This is a genomic window from Pseudomonas sp. URIL14HWK12:I6 (genome assembly GCF_000514195.1).
In the GTDB taxonomy this organism is placed as follows: domain Bacteria; phylum Pseudomonadota; class Gammaproteobacteria; order Pseudomonadales; family Pseudomonadaceae; genus Aquipseudomonas; species Aquipseudomonas putida_A.
Map to the genome: position 1 here is coordinate 57531 of NZ_AZVL01000005.1, position 25520 is coordinate 83050.

23 protein-coding genes and 1 pseudogene are annotated in these 25520 nt (G+C 57.1%); 14 read left to right on the forward strand and 10 right to left on the reverse strand.

Features of this window, described 5'->3' with window-relative positions; translation table 11 throughout:
- The first annotated feature begins 130 nt into the window (after positions 1-130).
- Complete coding sequence (locus H043_RS0110340; RefSeq protein WP_027611795.1) at positions 131-1240, forward strand: efflux RND transporter periplasmic adaptor subunit; 1110 nt, start codon at positions 131-133, stop codon at positions 1238-1240.
- The gene (locus tag H043_RS0110345; protein WP_027611796.1) at positions 1237-4293 is read left to right on the forward strand and encodes an efflux RND transporter permease subunit; all 3057 of its coding nucleotides are present in this window, start codon (positions 1237-1239) and stop codon (positions 4291-4293) included. The genes H043_RS0110340 and H043_RS0110345 overlap by 4 nt, the downstream gene beginning before the upstream one ends.
- A gap of 123 nt (positions 4294-4416) precedes the next feature.
- Here H043_RS0110345 and H043_RS0110350 read toward each other — a convergent pair.
- From H043_RS0110350 to H043_RS0110385, 8 genes and pseudogenes are all read right to left on the reverse strand, one after another.
- A pseudogene (locus H043_RS0110350) lies at positions 4417-5094 on the reverse strand (energy-coupling factor ABC transporter permease).
- Positions 5095-5151: 57 nt separating this feature from the next.
- Entirely contained in the window at positions 5152-5592 is a 441-nt protein-coding gene (locus tag H043_RS0110355) for a nitrile hydratase accessory protein (RefSeq protein ID WP_027611797.1), read from the reverse strand.
- Positions 5589-6242 carry a nitrile hydratase subunit beta gene (gene nthB, locus H043_RS0110360; RefSeq protein WP_027611798.1) on the reverse strand — a complete coding sequence of 218 codons (654 nt, stop codon included), beginning with the start codon at positions 6240-6242 and terminating at the stop codon, positions 5589-5591. The genes H043_RS0110355 and nthB overlap by 4 nt, the downstream gene beginning before the upstream one ends.
- 19 nt (positions 6243-6261) lie before the next feature.
- Positions 6262-6894 (reverse strand): nitrile hydratase subunit alpha, encoded by a 633-nt coding sequence (nthA, locus tag H043_RS0110365; RefSeq protein ID WP_027611799.1) that lies wholly within the window; start codon positions 6892-6894, stop codon positions 6262-6264.
- A 49-nt stretch (positions 6895-6943) separates the two neighbouring features.
- A complete protein-coding gene (locus H043_RS0110370; RefSeq protein WP_027611800.1) occupies positions 6944-8458 on the reverse strand; it encodes an amidase in 1515 nt (504 codons plus the stop codon).
- A 215-nt stretch (positions 8459-8673) separates the two neighbouring features.
- A complete protein-coding gene (locus H043_RS0110375) occupies positions 8674-9198 on the reverse strand; it encodes a group 1 truncated hemoglobin (RefSeq protein ID WP_027611801.1) in 525 nt (174 codons plus the stop codon).
- 80 nt (positions 9199-9278) lie between these two features.
- Entirely contained in the window at positions 9279-10145 is an 867-nt protein-coding gene (locus H043_RS0110380) for a transporter (RefSeq protein ID WP_027611802.1), read from the reverse strand.
- Positions 10146-10232: 87 nt separating this feature from the next.
- On the reverse strand, positions 10233-11288 hold the full coding sequence (locus H043_RS0110385) for a phenylacetaldoxime dehydratase family protein (RefSeq protein WP_027611803.1): 1056 nt from the start codon (positions 11286-11288) through the stop codon (positions 10233-10235).
- A 562-nt stretch (positions 11289-11850) separates the two neighbouring features.
- Between H043_RS0110385 and H043_RS0110390 the strand changes: the two genes are divergently transcribed.
- Complete coding sequence (locus H043_RS0110390) at positions 11851-12786, forward strand: helix-turn-helix domain-containing protein (RefSeq protein ID WP_027611804.1); 936 nt, start codon at positions 11851-11853, stop codon at positions 12784-12786.
- Positions 12787-12798: 12 nt separating this feature from the next.
- On the opposite strand, the gene H043_RS0110395 is transcribed toward H043_RS0110390, so the two are convergent.
- The gene (locus tag H043_RS0110395; protein ID WP_027611805.1) at positions 12799-13689 is read right to left on the reverse strand and encodes a LysR substrate-binding domain-containing protein; all 891 of its coding nucleotides are present in this window, start codon (positions 13687-13689) and stop codon (positions 12799-12801) included.
- 154 nt (positions 13690-13843) lie between these two features.
- Between H043_RS0110395 and H043_RS0110400 the strand changes: the two genes are divergently transcribed.
- From H043_RS0110400 to H043_RS0110425, 6 genes are all read left to right on the forward strand, one after another.
- Positions 13844-14269, forward strand: a complete 426-nt coding sequence (locus H043_RS0110400) for a VOC family protein (protein ID WP_027611806.1) — start codon at positions 13844-13846, stop codon at positions 14267-14269.
- A gap of 113 nt (positions 14270-14382) precedes the next feature.
- Complete coding sequence (locus H043_RS29000; protein ID WP_049827837.1) at positions 14383-15666, forward strand: cation:dicarboxylase symporter family transporter; 1284 nt, start codon at positions 14383-14385, stop codon at positions 15664-15666.
- A gap of 119 nt (positions 15667-15785) precedes the next feature.
- Positions 15786-16889 carry an alkene reductase gene (locus H043_RS0110410; RefSeq protein ID WP_027611807.1) on the forward strand — a complete coding sequence of 368 codons (1104 nt, stop codon included), beginning with the start codon at positions 15786-15788 and terminating at the stop codon, positions 16887-16889.
- 32 nt (positions 16890-16921) lie between these two features.
- The gene (locus H043_RS0110415; RefSeq protein WP_027611808.1) at positions 16922-17665 is read left to right on the forward strand and encodes an SDR family oxidoreductase; all 744 of its coding nucleotides are present in this window, start codon (positions 16922-16924) and stop codon (positions 17663-17665) included.
- A 69-nt stretch (positions 17666-17734) separates the two neighbouring features.
- On the forward strand, positions 17735-18115 hold the full coding sequence (locus H043_RS0110420) for a nuclear transport factor 2 family protein (RefSeq protein ID WP_027611809.1): 381 nt from the start codon (positions 17735-17737) through the stop codon (positions 18113-18115).
- A gap of 356 nt (positions 18116-18471) precedes the next feature.
- Complete coding sequence (locus H043_RS0110425; protein ID WP_027611810.1) at positions 18472-19116, forward strand: dTMP kinase; 645 nt, start codon at positions 18472-18474, stop codon at positions 19114-19116.
- A 329-nt stretch (positions 19117-19445) separates the two neighbouring features.
- Here H043_RS0110425 and H043_RS0110435 read toward each other — a convergent pair whose 3' ends face one another.
- On the reverse strand, positions 19446-20138 hold the full coding sequence (locus tag H043_RS0110435; RefSeq protein ID WP_256214174.1) for a hypothetical protein: 693 nt from the start codon (positions 20136-20138) through the stop codon (positions 19446-19448).
- A gap of 338 nt (positions 20139-20476) precedes the next feature.
- Between H043_RS0110435 and H043_RS0110440 the strand changes: the two genes are divergently transcribed.
- From H043_RS0110440 to H043_RS0110460, 5 genes are all read left to right on the forward strand, one after another.
- Complete coding sequence (locus tag H043_RS0110440) at positions 20477-21130, forward strand: DCL family protein (protein ID WP_027611812.1); 654 nt, start codon at positions 20477-20479, stop codon at positions 21128-21130.
- Between the two features lie 129 nt (positions 21131-21259).
- A complete protein-coding gene (locus H043_RS29005; protein WP_049827838.1) occupies positions 21260-21952 on the forward strand; it encodes a hypothetical protein in 693 nt (230 codons plus the stop codon).
- A 254-nt stretch (positions 21953-22206) separates the two neighbouring features.
- Positions 22207-23352: a cyclic GMP-AMP synthase DncV-like nucleotidyltransferase gene (locus H043_RS0110450; protein ID WP_027611813.1), complete on the forward strand. Its 1146-nt coding sequence runs from the start codon at positions 22207-22209 to the stop codon at positions 23350-23352.
- A 4-nt stretch (positions 23353-23356) separates the two neighbouring features.
- Positions 23357-24958: a ThiF family adenylyltransferase gene (locus H043_RS0110455; RefSeq protein ID WP_027611814.1), complete on the forward strand. Its 1602-nt coding sequence runs from the start codon at positions 23357-23359 to the stop codon at positions 24956-24958.
- Positions 24946-25416 carry a Mov34/MPN/PAD-1 family protein gene (locus tag H043_RS0110460; protein ID WP_027611815.1) on the forward strand — a complete coding sequence of 157 codons (471 nt, stop codon included), beginning with the start codon at positions 24946-24948 and terminating at the stop codon, positions 25414-25416. Before H043_RS0110455 ends, H043_RS0110460 begins: the two co-directional genes overlap by 13 nt.
- The last annotated feature ends 104 nt before the right edge of the window (positions 25417-25520 follow it).

The following is a 25520-nucleotide window of genomic DNA, read 5'->3' on the forward strand; positions in this document are numbered from 1 at the left end:
TTACGGTCACGGCTTTAAGGTCAACGATATCTTGTCCGTATGCGCCATACACTGAAAATGTGTGACCGTTGACATTAATGGTCACCTTAATGAAAATGCCGGCATGTCCTATTCTTGAGTAACGGAACCTATGCGCCGGCCTCTAGCTGTACCGATTGCCGTTTGTCTGTTGCCGCTCGTCCTGACGGCGTGTGGCGACTCATCCGTCGTTGACGATCCCCGTACGCATGCCCCGTTGGTGAGGTCCGCTGCGGTTTCGGCGGCGTCCGAGGCTTCACGTGCTTTCACTGGGGTGGTGATCGCCCGCGTCGAGGCTGACCTTGGTTTTCGGGTCTCGGGCAAAATACTCGAGCGCCTGGTTGACACAGGCCAGACGGTCAAACGAGGTCAACCACTGATGCGTCTCGACCCGATTGATCTCGGGCTGCAGGCGCGGGCGCAGCAAGAGTCGGTCATGGCCGCCCGGGCGCGAGCCATACAGACCGCGGATGACGAGGCCCGGTATCACGACCTGGTCGCCGCCGGCGCCATCTCGGCCTCGGCCTACGATCAGATCAAAGCCGCCGCAGATACCGCCAAAGCTCAGTTGAGCGCGGCGCAAGCGCAGGCTGATGTCGCTCGCAATGCGTCCGGTTATGCGGTGTTGCTTGCTGATTCCGATGGCGTGGTGGTGGAGACGCTCGCCGAGCCAGGACAAGTGGTGAGCCCCGGGCAAGCCGTGGTTCGACTGGCGCGGGCAGGGCAGCGCGAAGCCATCGTGCACCTGCCCGAGACGCTACGTCCGGCGGCAGGTTCGACCGCGCAGGCCACACTTTATGGCAACACCTCGGGTGCCGTGACAGCCAGGCTGCGGCTGCTGTCTGATTCGGCCGATCGCATGACGCGCACCTTTGAGGCGCGGTATGTGCTGGAGGGCGCGCTGGCCAATGCGCCGTTGGGTTCGACCGTTACGCTGCAGATCGCTGGCAGCCGCGCAAATGCACAGGTGTTGCAAGTGCCGCTGGCGGCGGTTTATGACCCAGGCAAAGGCCCCGGCCTCTGGGTGATTGCTGGCAACCCGACCAAGGTGAACTGGCGGCCTGTGCAGATATTGGGCGTGAGCGATGACATTGCGCGTGTCGACGGTGAACTCAAGGTCGGTGAGCAAGTTGTCGCTTTAGGCGCACATCTTCTGCGCGAGGGGGAGGAGGTGAGACTGGCTCAACAGGCTGACGTCCAGGTTGCCGGGAGCCGTCCATGAGCCAGGGGCGCTTCAATCTTTCGGCGCTTGCCGTTCGCGAGCGTTCGATCACGGTCTTCCTGATCTTCCTGATCGGTGTCGCCGGGATCCTCGCGTTTTTCCAGCTCGGGCGCGCGGAGGACCCGCCGTTTACGGTCAAGCAGCTGACGGTCATCACGGCGTGGCCGGGCGCGACCGCGCAGGAAATGCAGGACCAGGTCGCCGAGCCGCTGGAAAAACGCCTGCAGGAGTTGAAATGGTACGACCGCACGGAAACCTACACTCGTCCGGGTCTGGCCTTCACCGTGGTGACACTGCTTGATCGTACACCGCCCTCCCAAGTGCAGGAGGAGTTCTACCAGGCGCGCAAAAAACTCGACGATGAGTCGATCAAGCTACCGGCCGGCGTGATTGGCCCGATGGTCAACGATGAGTTTGCAGATGTGACCTTTGCGTTGTTTGCCTTGAAAGCCAAAGGCGAGCCGCAGCGCCTGCTGGTACGTGATGCCGAATCGCTGCGCCAGCGCCTGTTGCATGTGCCAGGCGTGAAAAAGGTCAACATCATAGGTGAGCAGAGCGAGCGCATCTTTGTCTCTTTCTCCCATGATCGGCTGGCCACGCTGGGGGTGACCCCGCAGGATATTTTTGCCGCGCTGAACAATCAGAACGTGCTGACGCCGGCCGGCTCGATTGAAACCAAGGGGCCAGAAGTCTTCCTGCGTCTCGACGGCGCCTTCGACAAATTGCAGAAGATTCGTGACACACCGCTGGCGATTCAGGGACGTACCTTGAAGCTCTCGGACGTTGCGACGGTCGAGCGGGGTTACGAAGATCCGGCCACCTTCCTTGTGCGTAACAATGGTGAGGAAGCGCTGTTATTGGGTGTGGTGATGCGCGAGGGCTGGAACGGCCTGGACCTGGGCACGGCACTGGACGTGGAGACCACCCGGATCAACGAAGGCATGCCACTGGGCATGACACTCAGCAAGGTCACCGATCAGTCGGTGAATATCAGTTCAGCCGTCGACGAGTTCATGATCAAGTTCTTCGTCGCCTTGCTGGTGGTGATGCTGGTGTGTTTTCTCAGCATGGGCTGGCATGTCGGTATTGTCGTGGCTGCGGCAGTACCACTGACGCTCGCCGTGGTGTTTGTGGTGATGGCGGCAACGGGCAAGAACTTTGACCGGATCACCTTGGGGTCGCTGATCCTGGCGCTTGGACTGCTGGTGGACGACGCCATCATTGCGATCGAGATGATGGTGGTGAAAATGGAGGAGGGCTACGACCGTATCAAAGCGTCCGCGTATGCCTGGAGTCACACTGCCGCACCGATGCTTTCCGGCACGCTGGTGACCGCTATCGGCTTTCTGCCTAACGGCTTCGCGCAATCGACCGCTGGCGAGTACACCAGCAACATGTTCTGGATCGTAGGCATTGCCCTGATTGCCTCATGGGTGGTTGCGGTGGCCTTTACCCCCTATCTGGGCGTGAAGCTGTTGCCGGACATCAAACAGGTCGAAGGTGGTCACGCGGCCATTTACAACACGCCCAATTACAACCGCTTCCGCCGGATCTTGACGCGCGTCATTGCCCGCAAATGGCTGGTCGCCGGTACTGTGATCGCGACGTTTGTCCTGGCCGTTGTCGGCATGAGCCTGGTCAAGAAGCAGTTCTTCCCCACCTCGGACCGTCCCGAAGTGTTGATTGAAGTGCAAATGCCCTATGGAACCTCCATCGAGCAGACGAGTATCACCACCGCCAAAGTCGAGGCCTGGCTGCAAAAGCAGCCTGAAGCAAAAATCGTCACGGCCTATATCGGACAGGGTGCGCCGCGTTTCTACCTGGCCATGGCGCCGGAACTGCCTGATCCGTCTTTTGCGAAGATTGTGGTGTTGACGCAGAGTCAGGAGGCACGGGAAGTCCTCAAGCTCCGTCTGCGCGAGGCCGTCGCCGAAGGGCTGGCTCCAGAAGCGCGGGTCAGGGTGACGCAGTTGGTGTTTGGGCCGTATTCACCGTTTCCTGTCGCCTACCGGGTGATGGGGCCTGATCCCTCGACATTGCGTGAGATTGCCGCTCAGGTACAGACCGTGATGCAGGCGAGCCCCTTGATGCGAACCGTCAATACTGACTGGGGGCCGCTGACACCCGCGCTGCATTTCACCCTGGATCAGGACCGCTTGCAGGCGGTGGGGCTGACCTCCAGTGCGGTCGCGCAGCAGTTGCAGTTTCTGCTTGCCGGGGTACCGATCACGGCCGTTCGTGAGGACATCCGTTCGGTACAAGTGACCGGGCGAGCGGCGGGGGACATCCGGCTCGACCCTGCAAAAATTCAAGGCTTTACGCTGGTAGGCACGGCGGGCCAGCGGATTCCGCTGTCGCAAGTGGGGACAGTGGATGTGCGCATGGAGGATCCCGTCCTGCGGCGTCGTGACCGCACGCCGACCATTACTGTACGGGGCGACATTGCCGAAGGCTTGCAGCCTCCGGACGTTTCAAGTGTTATCACGAAGGCGCTGCAGCCGGTCATCGACACGCTCCCGGAGGGTTATCGTATCGAGCAATCGGGGGCGATAGAGGAGTCGGGCAAGGCCGGCCAAGCGATCTTGCCACTGCTGCCGATCATGATCGCCGTCACACTGCTGATCATCATTCTGCAGGTGCGTTCGGTGTCGGCAATGATCATGGTGTTCCTCACCTCGCCGCTCGGGCTGATGGGTGTGGTGCCGACACTGCTGCTCTTCCAGCAGCCGTTCGGTATCAACGCCTTGGTCGGGTTGATCGCCCTGTCGGGGATTCTGATGCGCAATACACTGATCCTGATTGGACAAATCCATCACAACGCGCAAGAGGGACTTGATCCGTTTCACGCCGTGATCGAAGCCACGGTACAGCGTGCTCGCCCGGTACTGCTGACTGCGCTGGCGGCCATCCTCGCGTTCATTCCACTGACGCACTCGGTGTTCTGGGGCACGCTGGCTTACACACTGATCGGCGGCACGTTCGTCGGAACCATCGTGACGCTGGTGTTCCTGCCGGCGATGTACTCCATCTGGTTCAAGATCAGTAAGCCATAGGAAGCCATCTTCAGCGTTCGCGGCTGCTACGGCAGTCGCGGGGCGGTTCCTGCTGTTGATACCCCGAGCATTACGCTCTTCGAATGCTCGGGGGCAGGCTGATGCGGACTGGAGTGCGTCGACTCAGGCGGCCTGGTACAGACGGCGTTCGAGCAGCGAACTACCCCGCAGACGATGGCTGGCCTTGGCCGCGGCCAGTACGGCCAGGTCCAGCAGCGGTTCGAGGGTGATCACGGTCATGTAGGCACTGCCAAAGGTCAGAATCGACAGGGCGTTTTCGGCTGTGAAGCCTTTTCCGTAGAAAGCCTAGAACGCCACCCAGGCGACAATGCCTGCCTGAAAGGCGGTCGACAGCCCCAGCGCTTGTCTGTAGCTCAGTTCCACATACGGCGTGTCGGGCGCAATGATGCGTTTGGCCAGGGCAGCGACTGCGCACAGCGGTACCAGTAGCGTGGTGACGTTCATGCCATATTGCGGCAGGTCGAATGGCGCGAAGAACAGGCCCTGAATCAGCAGCCCCAGGGCGAGACCCGCCGCAGCAGGTGCAGCGCCAAGCAGCAGAAATAGCGTTGACCCCAGGATGAGATGCACCTCGGAAACACCGACCGGATAGTGCGGCAGCAGCTCGAAGAAGCTGAAGACCAGGGCCGTGGCAGTGACAGTCCGAGCCAGCAGCGAAAAGACCCCACGCTCACCGATGGCTTGCGCAGCGAGTTTGACGGTGTAGGCGCCGACACCTGCGGCAGTGACATAGCTCAGCCAGAGTTTTCCGGCTTCCACCAGATCAGGTTCGATATGCATGACGGATGCTCCTTGGCCGCTTCGCGACCTCGATAGTAAAAAAACGGATGACTGCGGTCAGTTTGCGGCTCGGCTTATCGCTACCGGCTCGCGCCGTGGCAGGTGTTCGTGCTCGTGTCCATGGGGCGGTGGGCAACTCGCATTGAGCAGCGTGACCGGTTGTCCGTGGGGCGTGTTCTCGTAGGCTTGCTGCCATTCTTCGGTGCGCCGGGTGATGTCTTCGAAAGCGGTCAAACCGAGCGCGGTAACCATCCTTTCCGTGGCCGCAATCCACTGCCGGTAGTAAGCGTCGTTGATGCTTTCTCCGGGCTGCGCCGGGCTTGCCTTGATCTCATCGCTGAATGTCTGCACCCAGTCCTTCCAGGGAAATAGACCGGTTTGGTGCAGGTGTAGCAGCAGGGAAAAAGCCTGGGCCTGCCAGGGTTTGTCGAACACTGGGCCTTCATTGTCGAGAGATAGCCCGGTGATGGGCGGGATGTGAAGCTTGCTGGCGTTCATACGGCCTCCAGATAGTTGTCCCACAGATCAATGCAGACACTGTCCGGTCGCGCCACGCCCCACAGTTCTGTCGCACTGAAGCGCACGGCGTAGACCTGTTGCGGTTGTTCGCCCAGACCGTGGGCCATCGTGTCCGGGGTGGCAAACGCACCGTGCGCAATCTCGATGGTCCCGACCTTGCCGCGCGCGTAGCGTGGCAGTCGGGTGTGGGTGGTTGGATTGAAATTTTTCGTCCGCACTCGGTCACCGACCCGGAAACGACCGGCGACAGGCTCTTTCGCCCTGGATGAAGCGCCGCCAAGAGTCACCGCCTCGACGATGTCTGGTGTGAGCACCGTTGGCGGCTGCGTCGGCGAGGTCGGTTTGACCGCGCCCTGCAGTTCGCCAGCGCTGATCACGCCTTTTTCCAGCAGCAAGGTCTCGAAGGCGTGCAGCCAGTGTTCGTAGTAACTCGACTGCAAGTATTCCGCCGGTTGCATGCGTTCGATGCAATGGCGGAATTCGTCGACATTGAAGTAGCCGCCGACGAAGAGCGAGGCAAACAGCGGAAAGATCCTGCGTTCCCAGTCGTGATGGAACACCGGTTCATTGTCTTCGGTGAGCACCGGGCCGAACCCGTGCATACCGCCTAAGTCGTGTACACCGTTCATGGTTTTCTCCTTCACGGGGTCAGGCTGCGTCGCCCGGTGTCTTGGCCAGGCCGGTACCGATCATGGCATCACGCGTCACCAGCTCGACCAGGCGTTCCTCGCTCCAGCCGTCTGTGCCCGCCGGACGTTCCGGCAGTACCAGGTAGCGCAACTCGGCACTGCTGTCCCAGACCCGCACTTCCTTGTCATCGGGAACAAGCAAACCGAATTCGGCCAGTACGCCGCGTGGATCGATGACTATCCGTGAGCGATAGGGCGCGGATTTGTACCAGGCGGGGGGCAGACCCAGGGTTGGCCAGGGGTAACAGGAGCACAGCGTGCAGACCGTCACGTTGTGCACGGCCGCGGTGTTCTCCACCACCACCATGTCTTCGCCCTGCACGCCGGAAAAACCCAATTCGGCAATCGCCGCGGTGGCATCTTCCAGCAGCCGTTTTTTGTAATCGGGATCGAACCAGGCCTTGGCGACCACCTGAGCGCCGTTGCGCGGGCCGACCTTGTGCTGGTAAGTGTCCACCAGTGCATCCATGGCGGTCGGGTCGACCAGACCCTTTTCGATCAGCAGGGATTCGAGCGCCTTGACACGCAGGGCGATGGCCTCGGGGGGCTCGGTGTGATCGTGATCGTGATGATGTTCGTGCGTATGGCTCATGTATTGACCCCTCTGAATTTGCTACTCACGTTCAGTGCGATGCGCCGGTTTACAACGTCCGCCAATCGACAGAGGCCTCGAATGCCGCTGCCGCTTGATAGAGGGTGCCTTCGGCATAATGTTTTCCGACAAGCATCAGCCCCACAGGCAGTCCGTCCACCAGGCCGCAAGGGATCGACATGGCGGGGTGCCCGGTAATGTCCTGAGCGGCGGTATTGCCCAGCATCTCCAACGCACGCGTGACGGTTTCGGTGATGGAAGAGCCCGGTTCAGGGAGTGGCTGGGCGGTGATCGGCACGGTCGGCATGACGAGCAGGTCATAGGTATTCAGCGCCCGGTCATAGGCGGCCCGGGCAAAGCGTGCAATGTTCTGGGCCTTGGCGTAGTAGCGACCGTGGTAGCGCTCCAGACCGAACTGACCCACGAACATGCACAGCTTGAGTGACGGTGACAGTGCTTCGGCCTGATCGCGCCAACCGGCCTGTTTGTCCAGCAGGCCCACGTCGTAAAGCCCTTTCCAGTTAAAGCCCGCGCCGTTGCCGTGCATCATTTGCATGGTCAGGCCTTCACAGCCGATAGGGCTCCACAATGCCCCCGCCAGGTTGTGTTCGGGAACCGAGACTTCCTCGACCCGCGCACCCAACGCCTCGAGCCGGGCGATAGCACTGCGCACCTTTTCTGCGATACGCGGATCCTGGTTAGCGAGTTGGAAACCTTCCTGCAGAATTCCGATCCGCAGTCCGGTCACGCCTCGTTCCAGATAATCGCTATAGGCATCGACCTCGGGAGCGCTCTGGCGCGGGTCGAGTCCGTCCGATCCAGCCATCACTTCAAGCATCAGCGCGTTATCGCGGACGTTACTCGTCATCGGGCCGACATGGTCGAAAGTTGCCTCGATCGCCATGACGCCGGTATAGGGCACCAGACCGAAGGTGGGCTTCATTCCGTAAATGCCGCACCAGGCTGCCGGAATGCGGATGGAGCCGCCCTGGTCGCCACCGACAGCCAGGTCGACTTCACCCGACGCCACCAGCGCTGCGCTGCCGGAAGACGAGCCGCCGGTGGTGAATCCATGGCGATAAGGATTGTGCACAGGGGCTGGGTCTGAGGTATGGCTACCACCGGAGAGGCAGTAATGTTCACAAGTGGCTTTGCCGAGGATGGTGGCGCCAGCGTCGAGCAGACGTGTCACCACAGTGGCATCAAACGACGGTACGAATCCTTCCAGTGGCGCGGCACCGTTCATCATCGGGACACCGGCCAGAGAGATATTGTCCTTGAGCGCAACCGTCTTGCCGGCAAGCTTGCCCGAACTGGCGCCCATTACCTCGGTTCTGTAGTACCAGGCGTTCAGCGGATTGTCCGTACTTGAAGGGCGGTAACCGGCACTGCGCTCGTAGCACACCGGGGGGATGAAGTCTGGCAACTCATCGACGAGATCGTAGGCATCAAAACTGGATTGCATGAGCGCCAGGTATTCGCTGGCTTGCTCGGGAGTCAACTGTATGTGCAGGCGGCTGGCGAGATCCTGCACTTGTTCGAGCGTCGGGCGGATGATGGCCATGGAGTGTCCTGTGTCCTGTGCCAACCTGCTGGGTTGGCAATGTCTGTTCAAACGTCGTCTCGGGGAGGCCCGGTTACGGTGCGCACGATTGGCGATGTCGCGACCGGGCTGGTATCAAGCTATCTGCGCACATTGAGCGGCGCTTGGTTGAGAAGGACATTCGCTTGGTTGAGCGGGACGCCGTATTGCGGTGGCGCCGGTTTTTGCCGAGCGTGTCAGTCTTCGGATTCGGCCGTGGTCGGTTTTCGGAACGAATTCCCGGGTTTCGGCCAGACAACCCCGACGCTCTTCATGCCTTTGGCCGGGTCCATTTCCGGGTGCGCGAGTACCACATCCCGATAGGAGGGGCTGCCGATCACCGCCGGTTTGAACTTGATGAGGAAGTCATTGACCTCCTTGCGCAGGTCCGGGGCCAGGCCGTAGTCGTCGTAGCAGGCCTCCAGACAATCGAGCACCGCTTGCCAGTGCACCTCGGTCAGCCCCATCCCGCGATGCGCGGTGACCATGTCTCGGCCCCTGTATTTGGCGCTGCCACCCCAGTGCTCGGAAAGGAAGTCGACAAAATTGATGTGTTCCTTCTGGAACGTCGATTCCGACATATGGGCCCAGATGTGGCCGATGGCGGGATGGCCCATCGTTTTTCTCAACACGGCGCCTGCGAACTGATAAATCGCGTCATAGCCGCCAAGACGGGTGTAGAGGGAAGGTTGTTGTTCTGCGGTGGGTTGCTGGTCGGTCATTGTCGGGTTACTCCGTTTAAGATCAGGGGCATCTCATGAGCCGGTTGGCACGCTTGATACGGGCTGCGCGGAGGAGGGGGCTAGAAAACCCTGACGTAGCGCAGGTTCATGCGAAAGTCCTCTTTGGGGCCGTTCTCCACCGCAAGGTCGCGTCCAAGTTGCACCTGGAATTGGTCCCTGGTGGTCAGAAACTTTCTGGCCGTAACGCGGACGTTGGTGGTTTCCATCCTGTCGTCCTGGTTGACACCATCGACCTGGTTTTCCCCGCCCCAACTGTGGCCGAAGCCGATCGCCAGCGCCGTTGTCTCGTCGGGCATGTAGCGCCCCATCAACTGGGCGCCATAGGAAACGTCCTGCTCGCGACGGGCAGAGCTGGCGCCGTAGTCGTTGTTGTCCCCGTACCAGATGGCGTCACCCACGAGGTCGATGGCCCACTTTTCTGTGAAGTGCTTGACGTAAGCGGCCTGCAGATCGAATTTCCAACGGTTCTCGCCAAGGTTGAGCGCGTCGTCCTTGTCGTAGTTGCCAGTCGGCACGTACAGGTAAGCGGTCGCACCGAGAGTGTCGTTGGCGTCGTTGAGACGGTACTTGAGTGGCGCAGTAAGAATGAGGTCGCCGATGCCGCTGGCGTCGCCCAGCGCAGACGCATCACCACCGCCTGACACATGGCCGAAGGGCAACAGGAATTGCGGCTCGATGGTCAGCCGCTCGCTCAACTGGTAGACGTGCAGCAGACGCAAAATGCCGACGTCGGATGTCAGGTTGAAATCGGAGCTGGTCTTGTGCCCGTTGGAATAGGCTTTGTCGGTGCTGGCATGCTGGTAGTAGACCACGCCGATGGTCGCGCCCACGGGGAGCGGCTCGTAGTCGCCAGGATCGACCTCGAGCGCGTGGGAGGAAAGACTGGGGAGCAGGGCTGCAAGTGCCAGGTAGCGGAACCGTTTCATGATCGAAGATCCTTTTTTCGGGCAAAAAGAGCCCCGCTATCGCCAGTCAGGCAACGCGCAGGGCTAAAAGTGGAGTCAGCGATGGAGTCAGGCGGGCGACAGGTGTGCGTCGCGCATCATCCCGGTCTGCGGGTGGCAGTTGATGTACTCGAACAGTTGCTGGCTACCATCCGCCACCGAGACCTCGTGATACAGCCGCAGCTTCGAAAGACCGCCGATCACGCGGAAGAACGTGGTGAAAATGCGCAGGTGAGTGGGGTGGGATTCTGCCCAGCGCTCCAGCTTGTCGAGCGATCGCCAGTGACCGATGTCATAGGCGATGTCGAGGAGATTGCCATCGAGGTCGATATTGCGTACGAAACGGTTGCTATAGCAGCCCAGCGCCTGTCCCTCGTCACGCAGGAAGTTCATGCCGTCTTGCAGGGGCGGCAGCATCTCGTTGAAATAGAGCGCGCGTTCTTCCTCGCCGGCTTCGACCCAGTCTTGTCCGGAGCGGATCAGCGTCAGGTTGTCGTGGCCACGTACGACGACCCTGCCGCCCTTGGCCGGATCGCCTGAAATGACTTGCAGTTCACTGGTCGGCTGCATCCAGTCGGTCTGGGAGATGGCAAAGCGGTCGCGCGCCGAACCCCAGTAGCCGTGCTCTTCAATCTCGCCGCTGATGCCGTCCATGACCGCACCGACGCCTGGCAAATCGTCTTTGAAGGCATACAGCGTTTCGAACTGCTCGGCGCGCGGGGCCATGACCTCGCGGAAATATCCCAGCCCCTCGCTCAGACGCGCATCGTCGCCCCACCAATTCGCCACCGGCGGTGAAAGCAGCCAACGGTGATAGGCGATGGGATCACGCCAGTAGCCCACGGCGATGAAGTTTCCATACCCCTGATTGTCGAGGTGGTAGGTCAGGTCGTAATGCCCGGGGCCATCGGCGAGGGCGAAGCTGGCGTCAATGTAGCGTATGGCCTGCAGGGCGGCGGCGCGTTGTTCTTCGCGAAATTGCACCCCGAGGTAAGCCATCACGACTTGCTTCACGTTTTCGTCAGCCCGTCCCACAAACATGGGGAAGGGTGGCTGGTATTCGTCGTGGACGCGACGCGACAAAGTCCGCGGACATTTCAGATGTTTATCGATTGCAGATTCCATGGGGGCTCCTTTATTCCCGTCTCAAACGGACGGTTCGCTGTTCTACAGGCCAGTGGATGTTGTTGTTTTGCGATCAGGACCACGCCATCGGCGTTGCAGCGCCAAGGTCCCGAGTTGCACCAGGTAACTGGCGAACTCTTCGGGTGCCATGTCCCAGCGCTGTAAAAACCAGGACGAATCGGACAGTCGCTGCTGTTCTCGTCGTTGCATGAGGCACCTCGTCATTGGTGTCGGGAGGGACACGGCGTGGAGTGAAAATTATCGAGGGGAGATGGGATGTGCTTGGCTCGAATGGACAACCGTTTGGTTAAAAAGGACAGCCGTAAATGGCCAGCTCATCGATGCGCAGTGATGGTGCGGGGCTTGTGAAACAAGGGACGAAATGCTCAGGAAAGTTGCAGGGGAAGTGCTGGGGAGGCACTGTCTGCCAAGTGTGCGGAGGGCGATCTTGCGGCGCGGCTAAGCGCTGGGCGTGAGACTGAGCAGATGGCCTGATAATTGCTGAGCTCGCAAAAAACGTTACCACGCTTTTTTGTTGAACCGCCGCCGCGAGATCCATGCAATGAGCCAGACATGTCAGTATTCAACGCTTGCCGTCACGGCGCCCCAACGGTTCGATTACTGGAAGGAGGTGGTGTGTCACCATTGCCTGGACGCCGACAGCAAACTGCTGGCGCAGAGCGATTTCGACGGGGCGCTGGAGGTGCATGGCATGGGGGCATTGGACATCTGCACGTTGTCCGCACCCTTGCATTATTGGGAGCGGACCGCCCAGCACCTGCGCAGCGACCCGAATGACGATTTGTGGTTGGGCTTTACCCGCAGCGGTTATGGCGAACTGGAGCAGGCTGACCGGCGGACGAAGCTGGCGGCGGACGATCTGTTCCTTTATGACGCATCCCAGCCCTTCAGATTCAGCTTCGGTGGTACCGATAACCACCTTGTGCGCATTCCGCGACAATTGCTCAGCCAGCGGCTGCCCGGCATAGCGGAGTGCACCGCCATGGTTCTGGATGATCGTCGCCCAGGGGTGATTCCGTTACGCGAAATGTTGCGCCAGGCCGCGAGCATGGCTTCAGGCTTCCAAAAACCAGGCCTGTCCAGTCGTTATTCCAGCACGTTGCTCGACCTCTTGGTGGTCAGCCTGGAACTCCAGGATTTGAAGCAGACGCATGACGAGCTGGACCTGTATGGCCGGATCATGAATTACATCCACCAGTATTTGACCGAGGCGGATCTTTCACTCGAGCGCATTGCTCAAGCTCACCATGTCTCCACGCGCACAGTGACGCGCGCTTTCGCCCGCCATCAGAAATCGCCGGTCGCGGAAATCTGGAAGGCACGGTTGTTCGCCAGCCGCGACGCGATCGAGCGTGGTCAAGTCCGTAGCATTTCCCAGGCGGCGCTGGATTTCGGCTTCTCGGACTTCTCTCATTTCAGCCACGCTTTTCGCAAGACCTTCGGCATTGCTCCCCATACTCTTCTGCGACGAGAGTGAAATGGACGGGCTTTAACGCTTCTCAAGCGAAAGACATTCAGCTGCCTGATCACTTATAAGCTGAGCCAAAATTCGCACAGGCTCGGTGAAACTCTGTCGAGATCGATGTACCAGCCCGATATCCCGGTGAAAGGTGTGCTGTCCCAAATCGATCGCTCGTACACCTGCGGGCCATTCCTGATGGGGCTCTGTCTGTGGCACCAGCGCTATGCCTACACCTTTTTCCACCAGTTTGATGATGGCCTCCAGTTCATCCAGTTCGCAAACTTCCTGCAAGGTGAAATGCATCTGTCGCAGGAAACGATCAACCTGCCGGCCGCCGAAAGATGATCGGTCATAGCGAATGAATGGCTGGCTGGACAGCAGTTCCGACCAGTCTTCTCCCTCCAGCTCGCGTGGCACGATCAGTCGGTAGGGCTCTCGTGCCAGCGTCGTCCAGCGCAGGTCACTTTGAAGAGAGAAGGGCGGACGAATGATGATGGCCATGTCGATTTCGCCGGCGTCTACGAGGTTCACCATCTCCATTGAAAGCCCTGGAATGACACGTGTGCGGCATTGCGGACACTGCTGGTGAAACTTCGCCAGCGCATCGGGCAAATAGGAACGTTGCACGGATGCGATCGCACCGATGTTGATGAGTATGTTGGTAGGTTGGCCCAGCGCAGTGGAACCCAGATTGTCGTATAGCCTGAGTAACTCCTGCGCCTGCAGAAGTATCTGGTGACCCATTTTGTTGAGATGGGCCGAACGTCCTTTCCTGTCGAAAATCTCAAAACCGAGTTCGGTTTCCAGGCGCTGAATCTGCGCGCTGACAGCGGCCTGCGTCAGGCCGATCTTGTTCCCGGCAGCGGCGAATGTGCCTTCCCGCGCCACCGCGATGAGTGTTTTCAGTTCTTTGATCATTCACAAATATTAATTGTGTTTCTGAGAAATATATATTGATTTTTATGTTTGGTTTTCCGTCCTAGGATGTTTTCCATCCCCGGCACCGGCTGAACCCAGAGAGCTGATGACGGTGGAAATGTTCGCCAACCAACAAAAAATATTTGGAGTTCCGATGAGCCTCTCGCCATTTCACCTCGCGATCCCTGTTTATGACCTGGCTGCGGCGCGCACCTTCTACGGTGAGGTCTTTGGCCTTGAAGAAGGGCGCTCCAGCACGCAATGGGTCGATTTCGATTTTTATGGTCACCAACTGGTGATCCACGAACATCCGAAAACAGCCTCACAAGAGAGCGTTCACAGCAACCCGGTCGACGGACACGATGTCCCGGTTCCGCACTTCGGCATCATTTTGGGTTGGGAACAATGGGAGGCGCTGGCCGAACGTCTGCAGTCGTTTGGTACCGAGTTTGTGATCGAACCGTACATTCGGTTTAAAGGCCAGGTAGGCGAGCAAGCCACCATGTTTCTCTTTGACCCGTGCGGCAACGCTCTTGAATTCAAGGCGTTCAAGGATATGAGCCAGCTCTTCGCTAAATAGGAACACGCATGGCACAACCCGTTTGTGCCATTCGATCTCAAGTGAGCTGGAAGCTCATGACTCTAGCAACTGCGAATAGACGCAGACCTTTCATTCCAACAAGAAGGCTAGACATGAAACGTATTCCCTTGGTGTGGCAAATCGTTGCCGGGCTATTGCTTGGCGTGCTTGCAGGTTGGTACTTCAATACGCATCCGCACTATCAGACATGGGTGAGTACGGAGATCCTCAAACCGCTCGGTGACATCTTTATCAAGATGATGAAGATGGTGGTTGTTCCGATCGTGTTCTGTTGCATGATTTTGGGGATCGCGGGCGGCGGTGACAGCAAATCGTTCGGCCGTATGGGGGTGAAGTCGCTCGGCTACTTCTTTGCGATTACCGCGCTGGCCATCGTCATAGGCCTGTGTTTTGCCAACCTCTTCGAACCAGGACGAGGAACCGATATTTCAGGCCTTTCGCATGGTGCTGCATCGATCACGCTTGAGCCGTCCAAAGGGGCGCTGGTGATTTTGCAGAACATCGTTCCAGACAACGTGATAGTGGCAATGTCAGAAGCGAAGTTGCTGTCGGTACTGTTCTTCGCCGTGCTGTTGGGGCTGGCATTGAATGCTTTGCCCAAAGACCAAAGCGCGCCATTTATTGCGGTCGTGCAGAGCCTTTCCGATGCGATGTTCAAGGTGGTTTCCATTGTGATGGCCTACGCGCCGATAGGGGTGTTTGGCATGATCGGCGCGACCGTCGCGACGTTTGGTTTTGCCTCGCTGCTGCCGCTGCTCAAGTTGATTGGGGTGGTGTATCTGGCGCTGATGGTGTTCGCTTTAGTGGTACTGGGTGGCATTTGTTATTTGATTGGCGAAAACATCTTCAAGTTGATCCGCTACTTCCGTAATGAGTTGATTCTGGCGTTTTCCAGTGCCGCCTCAGCCGCCGTTATGCCGCAACTGATGACCAAACTGGAAAGCTACGGCGTACCGCGTCGGATCGTCAGTTTTGTGGTGCCGGTGGGGTATGCGTTCAATCTCGATGGCGCATCGATTTTTCTCGGTGTGGCGACCATTTTTGTGGCGCAACTCTATGGGATAGACCTGTCTCTGTCACAGCAGATTCTGTTGGTCGTGACGATGGTACTGACCTCGAAGGGCGCCGCAGGTGTGCCTGGGTTTGCAATCGTGATCTTGTCAGCCACCTTGGCCTCTGCCGGTCTTCCGTTGGAAGGTGTGGCATTGATCGCCGGCATTTTCAGGATTATCGACAGCGGCACCACCACGCTCAATGTACTGGGCAATGCGATTGCGCCGCTGGTTATCAGCAAGTGGGAGAAAGTCGCGCTAGAGCCCTCACGAACGGGTCATACAGACGACCACCTGTGTGACCAGGTGCAACGCTGCCGGTAACAGTCGTGAACACGATGGCAGCTTTTGAAACAGCACTATCACCAGCAAACGCCTGCTGACAGAGGGGCGTATTTTTTTAACCTTCCACTAGACGACCGGTCTATTCAGTCGAGGATTTTATGACGGCTAACACGTTTGATACCGACCTTTTTTCGCCCATGCAAATGGGCGCACTCCAATTGGCTAACCGAATTGTCATGGCACCTGTGACACGCAGCCGAATGGCCGAAGACGGCGTACCGAATGAAATGCACGCGACTTACTACGCCCAGCGCGCCAGTGCAGGCTTGATCATCGCCGAAGCGACCAATATTTCTCCCCAGGGGCGGGGTTACGCCATGACCCCGGGTATCTGGTCGGAGGCACAGGTAGCTGGCTGGAAAAAAGTCACTGACGCGGTGCACGCGGCGGGCGGCAAAATCGTCAGTCAGTTGTGGCACGTGGGGCGCTTTTCGAGTGTCGAGCTACAACCCAACGGAGAAGCGCCAGTAGCGCCTTCGGCGATCAAGGCCGAAGGCAGCACTTACACCGAGAAAGGCTTTGTCGAGGTGTCGATGCCTCGTGCACTGGAAACCTCGGAGATCCCTGGAATCATCGAGCAGTACAAACTGGCCGCAGAGAATGCCAGACGCGCCGGTTTCGATGGCGTAGAAGTGCATTCCGCCAACAGCTATCTGCTTGACCAGTTCCTGCGCGATTCCACCAATCAACGCACTGACCCATATGGCGGCTCCATCGAGAACCGGGCTCGACTGACGCTGGAAGTCACCGCAGCCGTGATTTCGATCTGGGGTAGCGATCGGGTCGGTATTCGCCTCTCGCCAGTTACACCCGATGCCGGAAATACACCTCCCGACAGCAATGTCATGGCGACTTACGGTTACCTGATTCAGCAGCTCAATCAATTCAATCTGGCTTATCTGCATTTTGTCGAAGGCGCCACGGCGACCTCCCGCACGGTCCCGGAAGGCGTGGATCTGGACGCGCTGAGTGCGCAGTTCGAAGGGCCATTCATTGGCAATAACAACTACGACCTGCCGATGGCGCTAGAGCGTCGTGCGCAGGGGCGGATCGATGCGGTGGCGTTTGGTCGTTTGTTCATTGCCAACCCCGACCTCGTGGAGCGTTTGCGTCGCGGGATCGAGCTCACCATCGCGCCACGCGAGAGTTACTACGGCGGCGGTGCCAAGGGTTACATCGACTGGCCAACCGCGAACGCCTGAACGACGGCATTTATCGATAAGAGGTAATGAGCATGAATTATCTGCATAACAAAGTAGCGATCGTTACCGGCGCGTCTTCCGGCATCGGCGCCGCCACCACCCGCGCGCTTGTCGCCCAAGGCGTGCGCGTAGTGGCCGCTGCACTGGATGAACAGGGTCTGGAAAGCTTTGTCGCCGAGTTGCGGGCGGGCGGTAACGAAGTGGTCGCTTTTACCACCGACGTGACTCAGGCGCATCAGACCCAAGCGCTCGCGCAATTTGCGCATGAGACCTACGGCGCCGTAGACATTCTGGTGAACAACGCCGGGCTGATGCTTTTTTCCAACTGGGTCGACCTGGCGGTACAGGACTGGGAAAAGATGATCGACGTGAATATCAAAGGCTACCTCAACACTACGGCGGCGGTGCTGCCTTTCATGCTGGAGCGCAAGTCCGGGCAGATTCTCAATATGGACTCTGTTGCCGGTCATCAGGTCGGACCGGCGGCCGGTGTTTACAGCGCAACAAAATTTTTCGTTCAGGCCATGACCGAGTCCATGCGCAAGGAGCTCGGTGTGCAGCACGGCATCCGCGTCAACACGGTCAGCCCGGGTGTCATCAATACCGGCTGGGCCGACAAGGTCAGTGATCCTGAAGGGCGCAAGGCTGCCCAAGCGCTCAACCGAATTGCCATCGCCCCCGACGATATCGCGGGTGCGGTGATTTACGCGCTCAACCAACCGGAAAACGTCACTGTCAACGACTTGATCATCTCCCCGACGCGCCAGGACTGGTGACTGTTTACCGCGCCTCGTCCGTAAACCTTCCTTGCTTTCATCAGCCATTTACCAACTCAGGAATACCTTATGTCCACGCCAACTTATGTTCAGGAATACAACGCAATCGTCGACGTGCTCAGCCAGTACAACGAAGGTGGTGCCAAAGCTGACAGCGCCTTGATGAAGCCCGCATTCAACCAGCAGGCCACCATGTTCGGGGTCGACGAAGGCAAGCTCGTCGGCGGTGCGATCCAGAACCTGTACGACGTCATCGATAACGCGTTCCGCCCGTCTCCGGAAGCGCAAGCAGCGATCGTTCGTATCGACATCGTAGGCACGGCAGCCAGTGCCCGGGTCGATACGGACAATGTTTCAGGATTCCGTTTCACCGACTTCTTCAACCTGCTGAAGGTTGAAGGTCAGTGGACGATTGTCAGCAAGATCTACCACACCCACCCAAGCGCCTAAGCCGTTGAATGCAATTGGCGAGGTGCGTCGCGCCTCGCCCTTACTGGAAGGAGAGACACATGTCGAAGAACATCAAGGCAGTACCCACCGCTGAGTACAACGCTGTCATCGCTCATCCGTTGGTCTGCAAGCTTCGATCTGCAAGATCTCACTACTGCCGAACACCATGAGTCGCTTGTTAGAGGACTGATCGTAGACGGCCACAACAGTCTCCAGTCATTTCTCCAGCAACAAGCTGAGGAGGGCGGTGAAGTAGGGTGAGGGCAGGGCCATGCCATTGGAAATGACAATTCAGCCATTGGAATGCCAGGAATGCGGTTAGAGTGCCCCACCGTAAATCCATCGTTATGTGAACAATGAATATTCCGCTGTTTGTTTCTCTGGATGGGCCCAAAGGCACCGGCAAAACCACGCTGTTGGAGGCCGTTACGACGGCACTGAGGGCCGGCAACAAGAAAGTCATCCGGCTCTGCGAGAGAAAAAGCGATCCTTTCCGGGGTGAAACCATGGCCCTGATCAACTCGCTTGTCAGAAATCCTTCCCGGGATCTGGAATGGGCTGTGTGCCAGCGCCTGGCTGATAGTCGGCGCTGGATTTCCCGAAACGTGCTGACGGAGCAGCCGCTGGACAGCATTATCCTGATTGATCGCTGGTATCCGTCTGATGCAGCGTTTCGCCGAACCATCCCGTTTGCCGAGATTCTCCAGTTGAACCTGGATCGAGACGTGCGAGTGCCTGACCTGCATGTTGGCGTTGTCACCAATCCGGACATTTCATGGGCAAGGGCTGCGACAAGATCGCGAGGATTGGGCGGCACTGTGATCCAGAAGTACGCAGAGCATATGGCGTGTACGGAGATGTTCGAGCAAGCAGTCAAGGAGCACGGTTGGGTTCTGTGCCGTAATGAGGGAACAATCGAAGACGCTACGATGCAGGTGGTTTCTGAGATTTATAGGGTGCTGCTCCAATCGCGAAATGACCGGAAATTCCCAAGTTTCTGATTTTATTGATTAAACCGACTTGTTGTGATCAATAACCGGACTTTTCCCGGGAGTTTCCGGTGAAGAAAGCAAATGTTACGGGAATGTCCGCCCATTAATTTTCCTGTTTTCGGGAATGTCCGGTGATTAATTCAGGGAGGTATCAGTCACGCTAAAGACCAATATATTCATTACTGCAGAGGCGCTTTCCAGCCGATCATGTTCATGAAAGCGGCAACGACGTCTTCACCGTTCTCGCCGAGTTTTTTGACCATTCGCACATCACTGTTTCCTATAAAAAGTTTGAGCTTCCATGCAACCGATGGATACCTCGAATAGGGGTGCCATGCTTAAAGCTGGTCAGTGATCGTTGCGGCATGCCGCATGATTCGCGCTGACAAACTAAAAACGTCTCCCGCAGTGATTTTGTGCTTTTCTGCTAGATCGAAAACTTTTTCAGTGTCAGCTTCCCTTCCAGAGCCTGGATCAGGGTACCGACCTGCCCAGGTTATGAAGTGGGTAAGTCCAATCAATATGGCGTTATCTTTTTTCGACAGGTCAGGCACGAACGCCGCCAGGTCATAGAGTCGGTGGTGACGAGTCTTTTTCTCGACCAGAGCATAGCCCTCAATACCTTCTCTCATGATGATCATCCCTTTGAGACAGATTTCCAGGCTGTAACCCACCAGCATGAGAGCGATCGCGCAATATTGGCTTTCTGAGGACGCGCGTATGAACAATGGCATTGACTCAAATCTTTGCTCGGTCATGAGCACTGCATAAGCCGCTTCCGACATTGCATTGGCCTGCGACAACCAGAGAATTGGATTCTTGAGATGTTCGCTGGTCGCCGGCGCTGCCGGATCTATCGAGTAACCGGCGCGCTCACATGCAACGGCCCATTTGATGTGCGCCAGTGAGCTGTAGCCCAGTGGATCTATCGCAAAGTCTTCTCGCCCGGGTGGAAAGACGCGCTTGGATGTCTTCATATCTTTAAAAGAAGTCCTGTAAAGACGCTTACGCAGGTTGCGGAGGCTGCCCATCGTTGGTCTGCTCTCGAACAAGCACATGGCGAGCTATCCAATTTCATTGGTAGGCAATTTTCATCAATTCGCTCTGTGCTTTAACGTATCAAGCCTTTCAAATGCGCCCTGATATCGTGCCCTCGGTAACCTTGACGGCCTCGGTTTGGCGATGACACATTGCCATCAATTTATCACGTGTTTGATTTTTCGTCCGGAGTCTACGAAGCGCGTATTGCCAAAAAACGGATGTAGAAATCCACTAAAAGTGGGGCAGGTGGCGAGCCGAACCATCCACCTGAGTTTGAACAAAGTCGGCTTAATGTAAGAGCTCTCGACGGATAGCAGAGGAGAAAAGGATGTTCTGGCTCGGTCATTTTGGGTACAAAACAAAGCAGGAGTTACTGGACAAGCTCAAGGCATTTCTACAGGACGCACCTCAAGGACGCGTCAGCCATGAAGTGCTGGATTACAAACTTCGCTTGCTCATTACGATGCATCCAGATGCGGAGCGAAAAATGGGTCTTGGTATCGACCATTTTAAAATTGTCCGCAATGTCCGTGGCTCTGGTCAGGGTATTCATATCGTTCGAACGGATGGTAGCGAGGAGCCGTTTTCTTACAAGCGATGCATTTCGGGTGTCGTACAGTCTGCGGACGGGAAGGTCCGTGAAGCCTTACGATTCGTCGTCCAGCCTCAACTAAAGCAATACAGAGAGTCCATCACACTGCCTGTGGTGTGTGCGCTCAGTGGCCAGCTTGTTGAGCACCGCCGAGACCTACATATCGATCATTCTCGTCCTTTCTGGCGCTTACTGAGAGACTTCTGTAAGACGCATGGAGTTGATTTGACTGCGTTGGAAACCACCGGTAGCGGAGAATCTCTGCAGTTGGTGGATGAAGACGTCGCACTGGCATTTGAGCGTTATCACCGCGAGCATGCGGTCTTGCAGCCGTCTCTGAAAAGTGCGAATGCGGCCAAGGGCGGGCGACTGAAATTCAGTGCAACCTGATCCAGACCCCGTTTTCTTTCCATCGTCCCGGATTCTGAACCTTAGGTCTTCGGAGTGTAGTGTTAATGTCGTACGCAGCCGGCGGCAGGACCAGTGTCTGACTGTCCGGGCCTCACCTAAGGAGCACGCATGTACCAAGTGATAGGAATCAAAAATACAGCACTTGCTTTTCTGGTCGTTACCCTCGCGATTTTCGCAGCGCTGAACCACAACAACCTTCTGGCTTTGATAGGCGATCCTATGGCGCTGCTCCGAGCACTATCCAGTGCATCCAGCATGGCTGGTTTCGCTTTTCTGATCGTGGGTGAAACCTTTATCTTCCCTTTCCTTTGCAAGTTTCCGATTGTCAGAACGTTCTTTCCCCCTATCGAGGGCACCTGGAAGGTATCGCTCCAGTCAAACTGGGGTGCTATCGAGCGCTTGAGAGGAAACCAATCGGTAGAAGACAAGCTCATCAAGCAGGGGAAAATCAAAATCTTCTCTCGCTTTTTCCGTGTGCGCATGCAATTCGAAGCCGATGACCGCTATTCGAAATCCAGTACGGTTTGCGTCAGCGTTCAACGTGACTGGCAGCACGGCACTGTCGAGCTCAACTACATCTACGAAAACCTGACCAACAACCCCAAAATTTCGGACTGCAGCCAGCACAACGGTGCTGCCCGTGTTCAAGTGCGTGATGAGGATAATGTGGTGACGATGGAGGGCGTCTATTTCACTGACCGTAACTGGAACCAGGGCTTGAATACAGCGGGGTACATATCCTTCGAGCGAGAGAAGAAGCGGCCTTGGTGGCGCTTCTGGGAGGCTAAGGATGAAGTGTAGTGGCAATGTATAATGATACCATATCTTGTGTATCTAATTTCAATTTGCACTACATGTGGTGTGATGGCATCATTGGATCCCAAGCTGCGACCGCTTCGCTGTCTTTTGTGAATGATCGACGTCCGCTTAGGTTGGTCGGTCGGTGGGGCGGAGTTTGATTCAGCTTGGCGTGACGTCAGCTGTACGCCGGGCGCCCTGCAAGTCTTCCGAGCTTGTTGACCATTGAAGGCCTTAACCGAAGGGGGAGTGGCGTCATGCCAAACCTGAGTTCGCTACTTTATAGCTCGAACGAGCACATCACATTTTTGAAAGAGCTCGACTTGGTCGAGACTGAGAAACAGGAAATCAATTCTGCCCGGGCGGATGTGCGTGATGAGCTACGCAAGAAACTGCCCTCAGCCATGAAAGCCCGGGGTTACAACGGTAAAGAGCGCAAGCCTAAGTTCTTCATCCAGGGTTCGTGGGCTTACAAAACACTGAACCGACCGTGCCAGACTCCTCCTCAGCAATCGGATGTCGATGACGGTGTGTATCTGCCGATGAGCATCATCACCGAGGAAAATCGCCCCATCATGGCTATTCAGGACTTCCGCGCCGCAGTGTGGGATGCTTTGAAACCCATGTGTGACGAAAAGGGATGGACGTTGAGCTCTAAAACGACCTGCATGCGTGTGGAAGTCTCGACCACTGCTCATATCGACTTACCGCTCTATGCTATTCCCGATGATCAGTACGCGCTGATCATCGAAGGCATGGAAGCGCGAAACTACGGGGTGTTAAAGGGCCTTGCCATCAATTCGGAACAAGACTCCTGGAAGAAACTTCCATCTGACAAGATCCTGCTCGCTTGCGAAGACAAGTGGATCGTTTCTGATCCCTTGAAGATGAAGGAGTGGTTCGAGCTTGAGATCTCAGATAAGGAAGAGCAGTTACGTCGAGTGATTCGCTATATCAAAGCGTTTCGCGACAAACAGTGGGACAAAGGTGGGCCAAGCTCGATTCTGCTGATGGCTGCAGCCTGCCCACTTTTCGAGTTCCACTACAAGCGCGACGATCTGGCGCTTCTGGCGGTGGTTTCAGGCCTGCCAAACGCGCTGCGTGAAGGGGTTAAGAGTCCAGTTGACTCGAAGGTCTATCTCACGGATGCACTGGGAGAAAACGGCATCGAGGAGGCAGCAGAGAAGTTCGAGACGTTCAAGAAATATCTCGTAGCCTCAATTGAAGACAGCGCACAAAAAGAGATGGCATGCCTGTGGATGCGCACCATGCTGGGAGAGCGCTTTCCAAATCGACCTGATCTCATCGGTGATCAGGTTTTCAAGCCGATGCCCGCGGCAATGGCTGCTATTGCGCCGGAGCAAGGACCGTCCGAGATTGTCAAACGCACGAAAGCGGGCTAGCGCCATGAGCGTCATTCCACAACTGCTTGCAGCGCTGAAGTCGAATGGGTTTCGGCGCTGTGAGGAACAACCTAGCTCCTCCCACCTGGTCATTGAGGGCAGCCTGAGTACGCGCTTCGGTGGTATTCCGTGCTTGGTGCGGATCGACAGGACGTTTCAGAGCTTCCCCCTTGTGCAATTGACGCCGGTACCGGAACGCTTGCTTCCCGTTGCACCGCATATTGGGCCAGCAGGCTCGTTGTGCTACATCGCCGATGCCACTGCAGTTGTCGATATTTTTGATCCCATTGGTCAGACCTTGGCGGCACTTGATCAGGCAGCTCGCGTGCTTGATCAGATCATGGCTGGCGAGCGTGTGAACGACCTGGCTGAAGAGTTTTATGCATTTTGGTCGGGTATACAGTTTTTTGTCGATGTGGACTCGCGGGAGACCGGCACTGGGGTTTTGCTGCAAATAGGTGATGCATTTGCCGTCAGCGATAAACCCGAGCGTACTACTGCCAAACTTGCGCACCTGCCAGGCAAGTTGCGAGAACTGCCTTGGTCGATTGACCGAGTCACTACCAAAACAGCACCTAGGCCGAAATCAGATGTTTGGCCACCCGAGACAGTCAGAGAGCTGCTCGCGTGGCAAAGTGGTCTTGATGACGCTTGCCGGCGGAAAATCGAAGCACGGATTGCCAGGGCCTATCGCCAAGGTCGCGCGTTTGCGGTGGTCGTAATCGACTCACCCTTGATGCCCTATGCTTTCGCAACACTTGATCTTTTGAAGACACCTCGCAAATCGTCTCGTGATCAGCGATTGCCCATCTACGATGTGCGCATTCTTTGCCTCAACCTGATTCGCATCGATGATGCTTTCGTGACCCAACGCAATATTCCGGGACAGACTACGCTCGCGGGCCTGCGAATAGCCATGGTAGGGGTCGGCACAATTGGTGGGTACCTGGGCGAGATGCTGGCTAGGGCAGGCGCTGGCACTGCTGGTGGTGAGCTCATGCTGGTCGATAACCAGATTCTTGAGCCTGGCAACCTGGGTCGACATCGGTTAGGGGCAAACAACAGCTTCCTGCCTAAAGCGACCTCTCTGGCTGATGAAATCAAACGCGTCATGCCAGGCTTGAATGTGAGGCCCATCACCTATGATGCACGGGAGGTCAATCTGGAAGAGTTTGATCTGCTGATTGATGCCACTGGTGAGCAAGCGTTAGGTCAGTGGCTTGCTGCAAGGCACTCGCAAAAAACTCCGCTTCTGCACATATGGATTGAGGGCGCTGGGGTGGCGGTACGATCGTATATTTCGAGTCACGCATCTGAAGGCTGTTATCGCTGTCTTTGTGACTACGAGCGTCGAGGTGATTTCACAGCTGTTGAGGGTGGGGTAGAACCGCTGTTTGCTGGTCAAGGTTGTGAAGGGCCTTACGTGCCTTTCTCCGCCTCGGTGTCTATACAGGCTGCGGCGCTTGGTCTTGACTCCGTAATGGCGTGGGTTGGACGCAAAGCATGGCCGGGGTTATCTACTCGAGTGCTAAGCAGAGCCCATGAGGCTGCAAATGCTGATTGCACAGTTCTCAAGCGACCAGGGTGTCCAGCATGCAGTTCGTGACGACTTGGCGCGGCCCCGCGGACGATCAATTTGTGTACTTCCACCAAAGCGTTCTGGATGTTTTTGAGCGCCACATCCAAAGTGACTCTGGAACGGAAGCTGGTGGGATTCTCCTGGGGCATGTGCGTGGCAAGCATCTTGAAGTGCTTGAGGCAAGCGAACCGACGCTTCAAGATCGCCGGTTACGCTATTTCTTTGAACGAATGATCCATGGTCACAAAGGGTTAGCTGATAGGCGCTGGCGAGAGAGTAACGGATTGGTAAGGTATGTGGGCGAGTGGCACACCCATCCCCAGGATTTACCGAGCCCGTCTGGTACCGACCTTTGCGAATGGCAGATATTGGCGAGGAATCGAAGTGATCGCCGACCGATGTTGGCGGTCATTGTGGGACGTCAGAATTTGCACGTCGAGCTGATGCAAGCGGGCGGAAAACGTCATAAGTTCCTAATGGAATGACATTAGTACGGCGCGTTTTATGCTCGGCGCGTTCGTGCCTGGCTCTGTGATTGCGCCGGCAGCCAGCAGCTGATTCCAACAACGATTTGGCAATGAGCACTTCG